This window comes from Bradyrhizobium sp. KBS0727, assembly GCF_005937885.2.
Taxonomy (GTDB): Bacteria; Pseudomonadota; Alphaproteobacteria; order Rhizobiales; family Xanthobacteraceae; genus Bradyrhizobium.
Genome location: NZ_CP042176.1, coordinates 5,713,842 through 5,728,888 on the forward strand (window position 1 = coordinate 5,713,842; position 15,047 = coordinate 5,728,888).

Sequence of the window (15,047 nt, forward strand, 5' to 3'; positions counted from 1 at the left end):
CGTCTTATTCAAAATCAAACCACGGCGCGCGAACGCTCACTGGTCGCGGCCCTGAGCGCATCGACATCGATTGCGGAAGCGATCAGTTCCAGCGACACCGGAACTCGCTGCCGCCAGTTCGGATGTTCGTGAACCGTGCCTGGAATATTCGGCTGGTCGATCAGCCCGAGCAGATCCTCCAGCGAGATCGTCAGCATGCGCGATTTGGTCCGCGCCAGAAATCGCGCCACCGAATACAGATCGTGGCCTTCAATCGCATGATGGCGCAGCACCTCGTCCAGCATCGCCAGCGCATGCCAGCGCGCATCGTCGCTCTCGCCGGGATCGATCCCGAGCGCGCGCTTGACCTTGAGATCATGGAAGCCGCGCCAGCCGGTATAGGTCGAGAGGTCGTGGGTGTTGAAAGTGATCAGCGCATTGGTCCAGTAGTGATCGATGCCGCGGAACGCGCCACGGTCGTCGCGTTCGAACATCATCACGAGATACGACCAGATGCCCCAGTCGGCCATCTGGTCGCGAAACCCTTCCGGCACGGTGCCGAGATCCTCGCCGATCACGACGCAACGATTGGCGACGCTTTCCTGCGCGGTCACGGCCAGGAGCGCCTCGAACGGCATCTGCACATAGACGCCGTCGGCGGCACTAAAGCCGTGGGGCACCAGATAGAGCCGCTTCAGGCCCAGCACATGGTCGAGCCGGATTGCGCCGGCGTGCCGCATCGAGGCACGCAGCATCTCGGCAAACGGCGCAAAGGATTGCTGCTCCAGTCCGGAAGCATTGAAGCCGGCGAGGCCCCAGCTCTGGCCGGCGGTGTTGAGCGGATCCGGCGGCGCGCCGACGCCGAGATGGCGGGAGATCGCGACCTGCTCGTTCCAGGCGTCGAAGCCGTCAGCCTGCACGCCGACCGCGACGTCGAGATAGAGCCCGACCTCCATGCCGAGTTTTTTCGCCAGATCGCTCGCCGCGCCAAGTTGCCGGTCGGCGGTCCATTGCACGAATTCGACGAACTCGATTTCGGCCCCGCGCGCGCCCGTGCGCAAGTCCGCGCAGGCGGCGTCGTCGGGTTGCCGCCATTCCTGCGGCCATTCCCACCACGGCCCTTCAAAAGCGTGCCGGAGCGCCTCGAAGCAGGCGAAGCGCGACAACAGCGCGCCGCGTTCGTTGCGAAACTTGTCGAAGTCCTGCTGTTGTGCCGGCGTCGCATGCGCCTTGAACGCCGCGAAGCCTGCGCGCAAGGCCTGCCATTTCAATCCGGCCACGGCGACATAATCGACCACGTCGAGCGCCCGCAACCGCGTTAGCTCCGCCGTGGTCTCTGGGGCGAGCCGGAATTCGGGCAGCCTTTCGACGTCGATATAGAGCGCGTTGAGAAACAGCCGGCTATTCGGCGAATACGGGCTGCAATCGCCCGGACGATCGTCGAACAGAGCATGCAGCGGATTGAGGCCGACGCCGTCGGCGCCGAGACGATGGGCCAGCTCAATCAGGCCCTGCAGGTCGGTGAAGTCGCCGATCCCCCAATTGCGGCGGGAGCGGACACCGTAAAGCTGGACCGCGAGCAGCCAGCAGCGGTCGAAATCGCCGCCAAAGGCGCGCGAAGGCGCCACGATCAACGGCACGTCTTCCGTCGTCGAAGCGGCATCGGTGACTTCCAGACGGTAGATGCCGGCCGACAGACCCTCGGGCAGCACGATGACCCGGCCCGGAGCGACGTTTTTGGCGATAACCTTCTGGCCGGCCGTGATTTTCCACGTGGTCGGCAGTTTGGCTGACGGCAACAGCCCGGCCCGCGCCGGCTGTCCGGCCCGGACCACGACCGGGTGACCGATCAACGGCCCCGGCGTCTGCGGCGGCAGCGATTCGAGGACGATTTTCAGGGCCGCCGCGTCGGTCACACGGCGGTGACCCTGGCCGTCCAGAAATTCGGTCTGAATTCCCCGGGCTTTAGCTGTTTCGAAAAGGTCCATTCGGCACGCGGTTTGCACGCAAACATCAAGGTGATGTCGCGAAATTGTCCAAATACGGGAAGGAGATAGACGGTGTCTAACGCGCTGGCCCAACAGCGGTTCCGAGGGAACCAAAGCGCGTCCAGCGGCTTTCTACTTAGGACCGGAACGTCTCCCTTTCGACACCAGAAGCGGGGACGTCATCTCCATGGCCATGGCATCACCGTGAATAAAAAAGCCCAAACCGCCGAAAATTCCAACACCGGCGTCCCCCTTCGCATTGACGGCTCCTATCCGCTGAATGACGGCGGCCGCCTTGCCATGAACATGGGTGAGGTGAAAGCAAGGGAAGTGCCAGCCACTGGCCTTGCGACCGACGAGCTTTGGTACAAGGATGCCATCATCTATCAGCTCCACGTCAAGGCCTTTGCCGACAGCAACAATGACGGCATCGGCGACTTTGCCGGATTAACCGAGAAGCTGGGCTATCTGCAGGACCTCGGCGTCACCACGCTGTGGCTGCTGCCGTTCTATCCCTCGCCCGGCCGCGACGATGGCTACGACATCGCCGACTACGGCGACATCAATCCCGATTTCGGGACCATGAAGGATTTCAAGCGCTTCATCCAGGAGGCGAAGAAGCGCGGCCTGCGCGTCATCACCGAACTCGTCATCAACCACACTTCGGACCAGCACGACTGGTTCAAGCGCGCCCGCCGCAGCGACCCGAAGTCTAGCGCGCGCAACTGGTATGTCTGGAGCGACACCAATCAGAAATACCAGGGCACGCGGATCATCTTCACCGACACCGAGAAGTCGAACTGGACCTGGGATCCCGAGGCCGGCCAGTTCTACTGGCACCGCTTCTTCTCGCACCAGCCGGACCTGAACTTCGACAACCCGCGCGTGGTCTCGGCGCTGGTGCAGGTGATGAAGCGCTGGCTCGACACCGGCGTCGACGGCTTTCGCCTCGACGCGATCCCCTATCTGTGCGAGCGCGACGGCACCAACAACGAGAACCTGCCCGAGACCCACGCCATCATCAAGAAGATGCGCGCCGAGCTCGACGCCTATTCCAAGGGCAAGGTACTGCTGGCGGAGGCCAATCAATGGCCGGAGGACGTGCAGGAATATTTCGGCCGCGGCGACGAATGCCACATGGCCTATCACTTCCCGCTGATGCCGCGGATCTACATGGCGATCGCGCAGGAAGACCGCTTCCCCATCACCGACATCCTGCGCCAGACGCCGGATATTCCGAACAGTTGCCAGTGGGCGCTGTTCCTGCGCAACCACGACGAACTGACGCTGGAAATGGTCACCGACGTCGAGCGCGATTACCTGTGGTCGACCTACGCCAACGACCCCCGCGCCCGCATCAATGTCGGCATCCGCCGCCGGCTGGCGCCGTTGATGGACAACGACCGGCGCAAGATCGAGCTGATGAACTCGCTGCTGCTGTCGTTCCCGGGTACGCCGATCATCTATTACGGCGACGAAATCGGCATGGGCGACAACATCTATCTCGGCGACCGCAACGGCGTGCGGACGCCGATGCAGTGGTCGCCGGACCGCAATGGCGGGTTTTCGCGCGCCGACCCGGCGCGGCTCTATGCGCCGACCATCATGGACCCGGTCTACGGCTATGAATCCGTCAATGTCGAGGCGCAGTCGCGCAGCCTCTCCTCCCTGCTCAGCGCCACCAAGCGGCTGATCGCTGTCCGCAAGTCGACGCTGGCCTTCGGGCGCGGCACTATGACCTTCATCCGCCCGGAAAACCGCTCGGTGCTGTGTTACGTGCGCCAGTACCAGGACGAGGTCATTCTCTGCGTCGCCAACCTTTCGCGGTCGGCGCAGGCGACCGAACTCGATCTGTCGGCCTTCAAGGACCGCATCCCGCTCGAAATGCTCGGCCGCACGCGCTTTCCGGCCATCGGCGAACTGCCCTACATGATTACGCTGGCGCCCTACGGCTTCTACTGGTTCGAGCTGCAGGAGCGTGACAAATCGGCGCCGGTGACACCGCGCGAGGTCGGAGAGTTCGAGACCCTGGTGGTGCCGCTCGGCGCCACCTGGGTGTCGCTGGCGCGCGAGCGCGGCGTGTTCGAGCGCGACGTCCTGCCGGGGCATCTGGCGCGAACCCGCTGGTATCCGGAGCGATCGGCCAAGGCGATCCAGCCGACGCTGACGTCGGCGGTTCCGTTCTGCGACATCGGCGACAACCGGCCCTGGCTCGCCTTCTTCGAAACCACGCAGCGCGGCGTCGCCACGCGCTACACGATGCCGCTGCAGATCGAGTGGGTGCGCTTCGACCGCGAGCGCTACAACGCCCACGCGCTGGCGGCGGTGCGCCAGGGCGCGCGCGAAGGCACCCTGCTCGACGTCGCCACCAACCCGATCTTCATCGGGCTGCTGCTGCGGAATCTGCAGCAATCGCTGACCGTCGAGGAAGGCGAACAGGGCCTGCGGCTCGAATTCCGCCCGACCAGCCGGTTTACCGACAAGCCGATCCGGCAGCCCGAGCACATCCGCGCGATCGAGGCCGAGCGGCCCGACTCGACATCCCTGGTAGATGACCAATACGTCGTCAGGATCTACCGCAAGCTCGAGGCCGGCCCCAATCCGGAAATCGAGATGGGGCGTTTTCTCACCGACGTCGCGGGCTTTGCCAACACACCGGCACTGCTCGGCAGCGTCGAGCTGGTGGACGGCAACAGCACGAGCGCCGTGGGCGCCGTCCACGCCTTCATCGCCAACCAGGGCGACGCCTGGAACGTGACCGCCTCGCATCTCGATCGCTTCGTCGACGAGCAGCGGACGTTGGTGGCGAGCGACGATTCCGGCGCCCATGGGCTTCAGACTCCCTATCTGGGTTATCTTTCGCAGGCCGGGCGGCGCCTCGCCGAGCTGCATATTGCGCTCGCCGGCAACGCCGAACTTCCTGAATTCGCGCCGGAGCCGATCCGGACCGAAGATATCAAGCGCTGGACCGGCGATATTCTGATCCGTGCCGAGCGTATCTTCGATGCGCTGGGCAAACGCCGCGGCCGGCTGAAGGAGGCCGACCGCCCGCTGGTCGATCAGTTGCTGGCGCTGCAGCCGACCCTGCCGGAACGGTTGAAAGCCTTGCTGCCGCGCGGGATCGACGGGCTCAACATCCGTCATCACGGCGACTTCCATCTCGGCCAGATGCTGATCGTCAAGGACGACATCTTCATCACCGATTTCGAAGGCGAGCCGCGGCGCGCGATCACCGAGCGCCGTCGCAAGGCGCCCGCCGCGCGCGACGTCGCCAGCCTGATCCGTTCGATCGACTATGCGGCGACATCGGCGCTTGAGCGCGCGCGCAAGGTGGCCCAGGACGAGCACGGCAGGCTCGGCGCCGCGCTCGACGCGTGGCGCGACCGGGCGATCGGCGAATTCCTGTCCGCCTACCGCGAAACCATCGCCCATCAGCGCCTCTGGCCGTCCGACCCCGTCGCGGCCGAGGGCCTGTTAACCTTCTTCCTGCTTGAGAAGGCTTTCTACGAGATCGAATACGAGCTGTCATACCGGCCCGACTGGCTACGCGTGCCGCTGACCGGTATGATCCGAATGTTGTCGCAACAGTCCCCCGAGGCCTCATGACCAAGTTATCCGCCGAGGCCTATGCGATCCTCGAAGGCAGGCATTCCGATCCGTTTCACTATCTCGGCCTTCACAGCGAGGACGGCCAGAACGTGGTGCGCGCCTTGCTGCCCGAGGCCTCCAATGTCGAGGCGATCGGCGAGCATGGTGAAACCGCGCCACTCAAGCGCATCCATGATTCCGGGCTGTTCGCGGGCGCCCTGCCGAACGGCTCAACGCGCTACCAGTTGCGCGCCCGCTTCGGGGAAAACGTCGTCGAGCTCGACGACCCCTACCGCTTTCCGCCCGTGCTGAGCGACTTCGACCTGCACCTGCTCGGCGAAGGCACGCATATGCGGATCTACGACAAGCTCGGCGCCCATCCGATGACGCTTGAAGGCGTCGACGGCGTCGCCTTCGTGGTGCTGGCGCCGAACGCCAAGGGCGTCAGCGTGGTCGGCGATTTCAACTACTGGAATCGCCGGCGGCACCCGATGCGGGTGCGCGGCATCGGCTATTGGGAGCTGTTCATCCCGCACGCCAAGGTTGGCGACCACTACAAGTTCGACATCATCGAGCCCAACGGGCAGCATCTGCCGTTGAAATCCGATCCGCTGGCATTCGCGGCCGAAGTTCGCCCGAAGACCGCTTCGATCGTGTTCGACGAGATGAAGCTGCCGCGGCCTCGCCCGGCGCCATCGGATATCAACGCGCTTGGCGCGCCGGTCTCGATCTACGAGGTCCATCTCGGCTCGTGGCGGCGCAAGGGCAGCAACGAGTGGCTGACCTATCGCGAACTGGCCGAACAGCTGCCGGCCTATGTCAGGGATCTCGGCTTTACCCATGTCGAGTTTCTGCCCGTCAGCGAACATCCGTTCGACGGCTCCTGGGGCTACCAGCCGACCGGCATGTTCGCGCCGACCAGCCGGTTCGGCAGCCCGGAGGATTTTGCAGCGCTGGTCGATGCCTTTCACCGCGAAGGCATCGCTGTGTGGCTCGACTGGGTGCCCGGGCATTTCCCCGACGATCCCCACGGTCTTGGCCACTTCGACGGCACGGCGCTATACGAGCACGCCAATCCACTGCAGGGCCGGCATCTCGACTGGGGCACGCTGATCTACAATTACGGCCGCACCGAAGTGGTCAATTTCCTGGTCTCGAACGCCCTGTTCTGGCTGGACCGTTATGCCGTTGACGGCCTGCGCGTCGATGCCGTCGCCTCGATGCTCTACCTCGACTACTCCCGGCCGCCGGGCGAATGGATTCCAAACCGGCACGGCGGGCGCGAAAATCTCGAAGCGATCGATTTCCTGCGCCGCTTCAACACCGAACTGTTCGGGCATTTTCCACAAGCCACCACGGCAGCGGAGGAATCCACCGCCTGGCCGCAGGTATCGCGGCCGGTCGAATTTGGCGGGCTCGGTTTCGGCTACAAGTGGAACATGGGCTGGATGCACGACACGCTGAACTATATCGGCAAGGATCCCATCCACCGCAAATTCCATCACGGCGACATCCTGTTCGGCCTGCACTACGCGTTTTCGGAAAACTTCATCCTGCCGCTGTCGCATGACGAAGTCGTGCACGGCAAACGCTCGATCCTCGGCCGCATGCCCGGCGACGACTGGCAGCGCTTTGCGAACCTGCGCGCCTATTACAGCTTCATGTTCGGCCATCCCGGCAAGAAGCTGATGTTCATGGGCTGCGAATTCGGCCAGGAGCGCGAATGGAATCACGACCATTCGCTGGACTGGCATCTGCTCGAACAGCCGAAACATGCCGGCATCCAGGCGCTCGTTCGTGACCTCAATCGTCTCTATCGGTCAGTACCCGCGCTGCACGAGATGGATTGCAATCAGGCGGGGTTCGAATGGGTCATCACCCATGATTCCGGCGGCAACGTCTTTGCCTGGGTCCGCAAGGGTCTGGATCCGCACGCCCGCTGTCTCGTTGTCGTAAATTTTTCACCGAACGTCTATTACGACTACCGCGTCCGGGTGCCGTTCGCCGGCAAGTGGAAGGAAGTCTTCAATTCGGACTCCGCGTATTATGGCGGCAGCAATGTCGGCAACATTGGCGCGGTCCACACCCTGGCGGGCGCCATACCCGAGCTCAACCTGACCATTCCACCGCTGGCTGCGATCTTTCTCGTACCGGAAGACTGACGCATGCGATTGACGGCGGGAAGCCCGGCGCGTCTTGGTGCAAGTTGGGACGGCAGGGGCACCAACTTTGCATTGTTTTCGGCCAACGCCGAGAAGGTCGAGCTTTGCCTGTTCGACGGCCAGGGCCGCCGCGAGCTCGAACGCATCGAATTGCCGGAGCGCACCGAGGACGTCTGGCACGGCTATCTCAACGACGTCTCACCGGGTCAGCTTTACGGTTACCGCGTCTACGGTCCCTACGCGCCCGAGCACGGCCACCGCTTCAACGCCAACAAGCTGCTGCTCGATCCCTATGCCAAGCGGTTGGCCGGCCGGCTGGTATGGAGCGATGCGCATTTCGGCTATCGCGCCGGCAGCGCCCGCGAAGACCTGTCGTTCGACCGACGCGACAATGCCCGCGGCATGCCGAAGGCCGTGGTGGTCGACGAAACCTTCAACTGGGGCCGCCGCGAGATGCGCCCCAACATCCCCTGGGAAGACACCATCATCTACGAGGCCCACGTCAAGGGCCTCACACAAAAACGCGACGACGTGCCGCCGAACCTGCGCGGCACCTATGGCGGGCTGTCGTCGCCGGCGATGATCGACCATCTCAAGCGCCTCGGCGTTACCACGGTCGAGTTGCTGCCGGTTCACGGGCTGATCGATGATCGCGTGCTGGTCGAAAAGAAGCTGGTCAATTACTGGGGCTACAACACGCTGGCGTTCTTCGCGCCGGAGGCGCGCTACGCGCAGGACAATGCGCTCGATGCGTTCCGAACCACCGTGGCGCGGCTGCACGATGCCGGCATCGAGGTGATGCTGGACGTCGTCTATAACCACACCGCCGAGGGCAACCACATGGGCCCGACGCTGTCTTTCCGCGGCATCGACAACGCGTCCTATTACTGGCTGAAGCCCGAAAACCCGCGCTTCTACGACGATTTCACCGGCTGCGGCAGTTCGGTCAACCTGACCCATCCGCGCGTGCTGCAGATGGTGATGGATTCGCTGCGCTACTGGGTCGAGGTCTGCCATGTCGACGGTTTTCGTTTCGACCTCGCCACCACGCTGGCGCGCGGGCCGAACGGCTACGACCGCAACGCCTCGTTCCTGACCGCCGTACGTCAGGATCCGGTGCTGGCGACGGTGAAGATGGTGGCTGAGCCGTGGGATCTCGGCATGGGCGGCTACCAGGTCGGCGCGTTTCCGTCGCAATGGTCGGAATGGAACGACCGCTATCGCAGCGCGATACGGCGCTACTGGAGCGGCGAAGGCAGCCTGATCGGCGAAGTGTCGAGCCGCATGACCGCCTCCTCCGACCTGTTTCACCACGACAACCGCCTGACGCGCGCCGGCATCAACCACGTCACCGTGCATGACGGTTTCACGCTGGCGGACCTGTTCAGCTACAACGAGAAGCACAACGAGGCCAACGGCGAGGACAACCGCGACGGCTCCAACGATAATCACAGCAACAACTGCGGCCACGAGGGTCCGACCGACGATGCCGCGATAACGGCGCTGCGCCGCCAGCTCCGCAAGAACCAGCTTGCCTGCCTGTTGCTGGCGCAGGGTACGCCGCTGATGCTGGCCGGCGACGAGGTCGGCAATTCGCAGAACGGCAACAACAATGCGTATTGCCAGGACAACGAGACCGGCTGGGTCAGTTGGGATAACCTCGGCAAGGAAGGTGACGACCTTATCGATTTCGTCGGCCACATGACCGAACTGCGCCGCCGCTTCGGCCAGATCCGCTGCCAGCGCTGGCTCGACGGACGGCGGACAGATGGCTCCTACGGCGTGCTGTGGCTGACGCCGGCCGCCGTGGAGATGACAGAGTCCGACTGGACGTTTCCGGACGGCCGCTTCCTAGCTTATGTGCTCGGCCCGATGGAACAAGGACAGGCGCCGATCTTTATCGTGCTGAACGCAGCCCCCGAACAGATCGCATTCAAGTTTCCGATGATGCCCGAATACAAGAATTGGCAGCAGGTGCTCAACACCACCGAGATCGAGCAGAAGACCGCGGATTTCGCCGCCGGCGCAGAGACTAAGGCGCCGCCGCGCTCGGTGTTGGCCTTTGCGGGCGCTGCATGAAGGCGCGGCAATTCGGGCCGCAACTGACGAGGGACGACGCGCGCTTTCGACTATGGGCGCCAACGGCAAAGCGCGTCGATGTGATACTGGAGCAGCCGCACGCAATGACGCGCGGCGACGATGGCTGGTTCACCGCCGACATCGCGGAAGTGAAAGCCGGCGCGCACTACAAATTCCGCATCGACAACGAGATCGACGTTCCCGACCCGGCATCGGACTTTCAGCCCGACGACGTGTTTGGCCCAAGCGAAGCGATTGATCACGAAAGCTTTGCCTGGCGCGCCACGGACTGGCGCGGGCGACCGTGGCCGGAAGCTGTCATCGTCGAGGCCCACGTCGGCGCCTTCACGCCCGAAGGCAGCTACCGCGCCATGATCGAACACCTCGATCATCTCGTCGAGACCGGCATCACTGCGCTGGAGTTGTTGCCGCTGGCGGATTTTGCAGGCAGCCGCAACTGGGGCTATGACGGCGTGCTGTGGTATGCACCGGACAGCGCCTATGGCCGCCCGGAAGACCTCAAGACGCTGATCGACGAGGCGCATCTGCGCGGGCTGATGGTGATGCTCGACGTGGTCTATAACCACTTCGGACCCGAGGGGAATTATCTCGGACGCTATGCGCCCGGCTTTTTCACCGACGCGCACACGCCGTGGGGCAGCGCAATCGACTATCGCGTGCCGGAGGTGCGCGCGTTTACGATCGAGAACGCGCTGCACTGGCTGCGCGACTATCGCTTCGACGGCCTGCGGCTCGATGCCGTCAACAGCATCGTCGAACCGGGCGGGCTGTCGCTGCTGCACGACCTCAGTGCCGCCGTGGGCGAACTCGCCGTGGAAACCGGCCGCCACATCCATCTGGTGCTGGAAAACGGCGACAACCGCGCCAGCATTCTGGACACGGAACAGGATCCGCCGCAGGGCAAATACCGCGCGCAATGGAACGACGACTATCACCACGCCTGGCGCGTGCTGATGACGGCTGAGAAACAGGGATATTACGGCGACTATCAGCGCGCGCCGCTGCAAGACATCGCCCGCTCGCTGTCGTCAGGCTTCATCTACCAGGGCGAAATGTCGGCGTTTCGCGGCGGCGCGCGCGGCGAGCCGAGCGGCGCGCTGTCTCCGATGGCGTTCATCAACTTCCTGCAAAACCACGACCAGATCGGCAATCGCCCGCTCGGCGATCGTCTGGAATCGGTCGCCCGCACCGAGGCGATCGAGGCGGCGCTGGCGGTGATGCTGCTGGCGCCCGCGATCCCGATGCTGTTCATGGGCGAGGAATGGGGCTCGAAGACGCCGTTCCCGTTCTTCTGCGATTTCCGGGGAGGGCTGGCGGACGCTGTCCGCCAGGGCCGCCGCCGCGAATACGAATGGGCTTACGCCGAATTTGGCGACGAGGTACCCGACGCGCTGGCGCCATCGACCTTTCGGTCGGCCGTGCTCGATTGGAATGATCTCGATCAACCGACGCCGCAAAAGCGGTTGATGCTGGTGCGTGACCTGCTCCGGGTTCGGAACGAGTTGATCGTTCCCCGATTGGCAGGGGCGGCGTTCGGCTCGGCCCTGGCGAGCGAAGACCGTCTATTGACGGCGGATTGGAGAATGGGCGACGGCACCACGCTTTCGCTGCTCGCCAACCTCTCGCAGCGGCAACTCCCGGTCCCGCCGGCTGGCCCACAGCGAACTCTTATCTGGGGCAGCGAGTTGAATGCGTGCATCCCGCCGTGGTCGGTGGTCTGGCGCCTCGGATAGGGAAACGCACGACCGCAGGTCAGCTCCGTTTGGTCAGCAGCAGGTTGCCGCGGCTGCGGATCGCGGCCTGCGCCACTTCGGCAAAACGCTGCAGCAGCCACGGCAGCACGACCTCCACCCGCACGTGATCGTCCGCGACATCGACATGGCCCGTCGCCGCCTGCCCCATCGCGCGCACGCGAAAGATCATGCGATTGTCCTCCCAGCGCTCCTCGTCGACAACAAGCACCGGCACGCTGGCCGCCGCACGCGACAGACCCGTCTTCAGGCGGCGCATCGCCTCCTCGCGCCCGAGACTATGCGGGATAGAAACCACCAGCGGTGCGGACATCGTTGCAATCCTCCTCTGACCACACCTGATGTAATTCCACGGCTCTCGAAAGGAAGAGGCGCGCGCAATATCGTGGCGCAAAAGATGGAACTTTCGCAGTTCGCATTGGTTCTTCCGGCTGAAGGCAGCGACACCTTGACGCCTCCCTGCCGGGCTGAGGAGAACATTCAATGTCAATCGGAACAATCATTCTTATCATTCTGATCATCGCCCTGCTCGGCGGTTTCAGCGGCGTCGGCGGCGGACCGTTCTACGGCACCGGTTATTACGGCGGTGGTGGCCTCGGCCTCGTGGTCGTGATTTTGCTTATCCTGTTGCTGCTCGGGAAGCTGTAAGCGAAGTTTCGAGTGTTATTCATCATGGCCGGCTTGTCCCGGCCATGACGACCTTCCTTCCATCCCGTTGCGGCCTCAAGCCTTCGCCGCCAGCTTCTTCATAGCCGCCTTGATCGGGGCCGCCGCGTCATCATAGCCCTGCCACGCCTTCGTTTTCGAAAGCAGCGCCGGCACCGTGCGCACGGTAAACTTCTTCGGATCGAGATCGCCGCGTACCTGCGCCCATGTCAGCGGCATCGACACAGTGGCACCGGGGCGGGCGCGCGGCGACAGCACCGCGACCGCCGTCGACAGCCGGTCGTTGCGCAAGTAATCGAGGAAAATCTTTCCGTTGCGCAGCTTCTTCGACATGTTGAGCAGGTAGCGCTGCGGATCGTCGTTCGCCATCCACTGGCAGATGGCTTGCGCGAAGGCCTTGGCTTCCTTCCAGTCCACCCGCTCCTTGACGCCATGCAGCAACGGCGTCACCACATGCAGGCCCTTGCCGCCGGTGGTCTTGCAAAAGCTTTCCAGGCCGACGGCAGTCAACCGCTGCCGCATGTCCTTGGCCGCTTCGACTACATCGGCGAAATCGACATCCGGCGCGGGGTCGAGATCGAACACCAGCCGGCCCGGCACATCAGGGGCGTCAGGCGCGCAATTCCAGGGATGCAGTTCCAGCCCGCCGCTCTGCGCCACCGCCGCCAGCCCCTCGACCCGATCGATCTCCAAATAGGGTTTGCGGTCGCCGGATACTTTTGCGAGCGCCAGCAGCTTTGAGCCGCCCGGCATGGCGTGACGCTGAAAGAAGGTTTCACGGCCGATGCCGTCGGGCGCGCGAAGCACCGAGCATGGCCGCCCCCGGATATGGCCGATCATCCATCCGCCTACCGCCTCGAAATATCGGGCGAGATCGAGCTTGGTCACCGGCTCGCCGTCGCCGCCGTCCGGCCACAGCGCCTTGTCCGGCTTTGAAATAGCGACGCCCATCACCTCGGCGGTCTTTTTCGCAGACGATTTGACGACGACGATCGAGGGCTTTGAAGTTGAAGGCTTTGAAGTTGAAGGCCTGGCAGTCTTTTTCATCGACGGCTTCTCCGCAACCACCTCGTCGGCCGGCTTGTCCTGGCGCAACCCCTTGAACGCGGCTTGCCTGATATTGCCGTCGTCGGTCCAGCCGGCGAATTCGATCTCGGCGACCAGTTCGGGCTTCAGCCAATGCACGTCGCGGGTCTTCGCCGGCGCATCCTTGCCGCCGAACGGGCTCTTGTCCGAAGCCGCCTTCTTCAACGCCGGCATGATCCGCCGCACCGTGTCCTGGCCGAAACCGGTGCCGACGATACCGACATATTCCAGATGTCTGCCGCGATGAACGCCGGCCATCAATGAGCGGAATTTGCCGTTGGTGGTCTTCCAACCGCCAAGCACGACCTCCTGCCCGTCGCGAATCTTGGTCTTGGTCCAGCTCTCCGAGCGGCCTGAACGATAGGGCGCATCGAGTTTCTTGGAGATGATGCCCTCCAGCGACATGGACCGGGCCGATTGCATCATCGCGTCGCCGCGTACTTCGAAATGATCGACGTATCGGATCAGCTTGCTGCCGTTGTGCTTCTCAAGCAGGCGCTTCAGTCGCGCCTTGCGCTCATGCAACGGCAAGTCGCGAAGGTCTTCGCGACCGTGAAACAGCAGGTCGAACGCAAAGTAGATGAGCTCGTTGGTCTTGCCTTCCGACAGCGCCGCCTGCAGCGTCGAAAAATGCGGCACGCCCTTGTCGTCAAGCGCGGCGATCTCGCCATCGATCAGCACGTCGGGAAGCGATTTCGCTTCCCCAGCGATCGCGCCGAACTTGTCGGTCCAATTCAACCCCTTGCGGGTGTTCAGCGCGACCTCGCCATCCTCGACTCGCAACTGCACCCGGTAGCCGTCGAACTTGATCTCGTGGCACCAGCCGTCCGAATTCGGCGGCTTCTCGACGGAGGCGCACAGTTGCGGCGCAACGAAATCGGGGATGGTGGCGATCTTCTTCGCTTTGCCTTGCTTCACCTTGGAAGCCTTCGCGCCGGTCGCAGCCGCCGGCCTCGCATTCGACATCTTGCCCTTGGCCCTCGCCTCGGCGGCCACGCCGCGGTTGGAATGCCAGACCGCATCGGCCTTGGGCTTGCCCGCCTCGGCCAGCATGAACGGCTTGGGCGCCCGTCCCTTACCTTCCGCAATCTGCGCCATCGATCGCCCCGAGGCGACGGAGCGGTCCTCCCCAAGGATCGATTCGCCGTCGCCGTCTTTGGCGAATTCGTCACGGTGCTTGATCAGCAGCCAGTTGGTCCGTTTGCCGCCGTAGCGGTCGCCCTTCATGCGCACCAGCACCCAGCTCCCGTGCAGCTTGTCGCCATGCAGGGTGAATTTCAGGTCGCCCTTCTTGAAGCCGCGGTCCGGGTCATCGGATTCCCAGGTGCCGCGGTCCCAGAGCTGCACGGTGCCGCCGCCATATTCGCTGTCGGGGATGGTGCCTTCGAAATCGCCGTAATCGAGCGGGTGATCCTCGACCTCGACCGCCAGCCGCTTGTCGTGCGGATCGAGCGAGGGACCACGCGTCACCGCCCAGGATTTGAAGACGCCGTCGAATTCAAGCCTGAGATCGTAGTGCAGCCGCGTCGCGTCGTGCTTCTGGATCACGAACCGCCGCTCCGTCGAAGGAGCCACCTTGACGTCGCCGGACGGCTCCGCAGTCTTCTCGAAGTCACGTTTCTTCCGGTAGGTGGACAGGCTTTTCGGCGGCACGAGCAACCCTCAACAACCAGGGCCGCGCAGCAGCCCGGAACGAAAACCAACCATAGCCGTTGAAGTTCCCAAAC

At 63.7% G+C, this 15,047-nt stretch carries 8 protein-coding genes; 5 read left to right on the top strand and 3 right to left on the bottom strand.

Features of this window, described 5'->3' with window-relative positions:
- Positions 1 to 14: 14 nt before the first annotated feature.
- A complete protein-coding gene (gene malQ / locus FFI89_RS26880; RefSeq protein ID WP_138830565.1) occupies positions 15 to 1,967 on the bottom strand; it encodes a 4-alpha-glucanotransferase in 1,953 nt (650 codons plus the stop codon).
- A 300-nt stretch (positions 1,968 to 2,267) separates the two neighbouring features.
- On the opposite strand from malQ, the gene treS reads away from it, so the two are divergent.
- The 4 genes from treS to treZ are packed head-to-tail and all read left to right on the top strand — an operon-like array spanning position 2,268 to position 11,550.
- Positions 2,268 to 5,573, top strand: a complete 3,306-nt coding sequence (gene treS, locus FFI89_RS26885) for a maltose alpha-D-glucosyltransferase (RefSeq protein WP_138835744.1) — start codon at positions 2,268 to 2,270, stop codon at positions 5,571 to 5,573.
- Complete coding sequence (gene glgB, locus FFI89_RS26890; RefSeq protein ID WP_138830566.1) at positions 5,570 to 7,717, top strand: 1,4-alpha-glucan branching protein GlgB; 2,148 nt, start codon at positions 5,570 to 5,572, stop codon at positions 7,715 to 7,717. The genes treS and glgB overlap by 4 nt, the downstream gene beginning before the upstream one ends.
- 3 nt (positions 7,718 to 7,720) lie before the next feature.
- Positions 7,721 to 9,796, top strand: a complete 2,076-nt coding sequence (glgX, locus tag FFI89_RS26895) for a glycogen debranching protein GlgX (RefSeq protein ID WP_138830567.1) — start codon at positions 7,721 to 7,723, stop codon at positions 9,794 to 9,796.
- Positions 9,793 to 11,550, top strand: a complete 1,758-nt coding sequence (gene treZ / locus FFI89_RS26900; protein WP_138830568.1) for a malto-oligosyltrehalose trehalohydrolase — start codon at positions 9,793 to 9,795, stop codon at positions 11,548 to 11,550. Before glgX ends, treZ begins: the two co-directional genes overlap by 4 nt.
- Before the next feature lie 19 nt (positions 11,551 to 11,569).
- Here treZ and FFI89_RS26905 read toward each other — a convergent pair whose 3' ends face one another.
- The gene (locus FFI89_RS26905; protein WP_138830569.1) at positions 11,570 to 11,881 is read right to left on the bottom strand and encodes a polyhydroxyalkanoic acid system family protein; all 312 of its coding nucleotides are present in this window, start codon (positions 11,879 to 11,881) and stop codon (positions 11,570 to 11,572) included.
- 170 nt (positions 11,882 to 12,051) lie between these two features.
- Here FFI89_RS26905 and FFI89_RS26910 point away from each other — a divergent pair, with 170 nt between their 5' ends.
- Positions 12,052 to 12,216: a DUF3309 family protein gene (locus FFI89_RS26910; protein ID WP_100416677.1), complete on the top strand. Its 165-nt coding sequence runs from the start codon at positions 12,052 to 12,054 to the stop codon at positions 12,214 to 12,216.
- Between the two features lie 75 nt (positions 12,217 to 12,291).
- Here the strand turns inward: FFI89_RS26910 and ligD are convergent, their stop codons facing one another.
- On the bottom strand, positions 12,292 to 14,973 hold the full coding sequence (gene ligD / locus FFI89_RS26915; RefSeq protein ID WP_138830570.1) for a DNA ligase D: 2,682 nt from the start codon (positions 14,971 to 14,973) through the stop codon (positions 12,292 to 12,294).
- Between the last annotated feature and the right edge of the window lie 74 nt (positions 14,974 to 15,047).

Coding starts and splice junctions, on each gene's coding strand:
- glgX (WP_138830567.1), top strand. CDS start 7,721: ATGCGATTGACGGCGGGAAGCCCGGCGCGTCTTGGTGCAAGTTGGGAC.
- glgB (WP_138830566.1), top strand. CDS start 5,570: ATGACCAAGTTATCCGCCGAGGCCTATGCGATCCTCGAAGGCAGGCAT.
- FFI89_RS26905 (WP_138830569.1), bottom strand. CDS start 11,881: ATGTCCGCACCGCTGGTGGTTTCTATCCCGCATAGTCTCGGGCGCGAG.
- treZ (WP_138830568.1), top strand. CDS start 9,793: ATGAAGGCGCGGCAATTCGGGCCGCAACTGACGAGGGACGACGCGCGC.
- treS (WP_138835744.1), top strand. CDS start 2,268: ATGAACATGGGTGAGGTGAAAGCAAGGGAAGTGCCAGCCACTGGCCTT.
- malQ (WP_138830565.1), bottom strand. CDS start 1,967: ATGGACCTTTTCGAAACAGCTAAAGCCCGGGGAATTCAGACCGAATTT.
- FFI89_RS26910 (WP_100416677.1), top strand. CDS start 12,052: ATGTCAATCGGAACAATCATTCTTATCATTCTGATCATCGCCCTGCTC.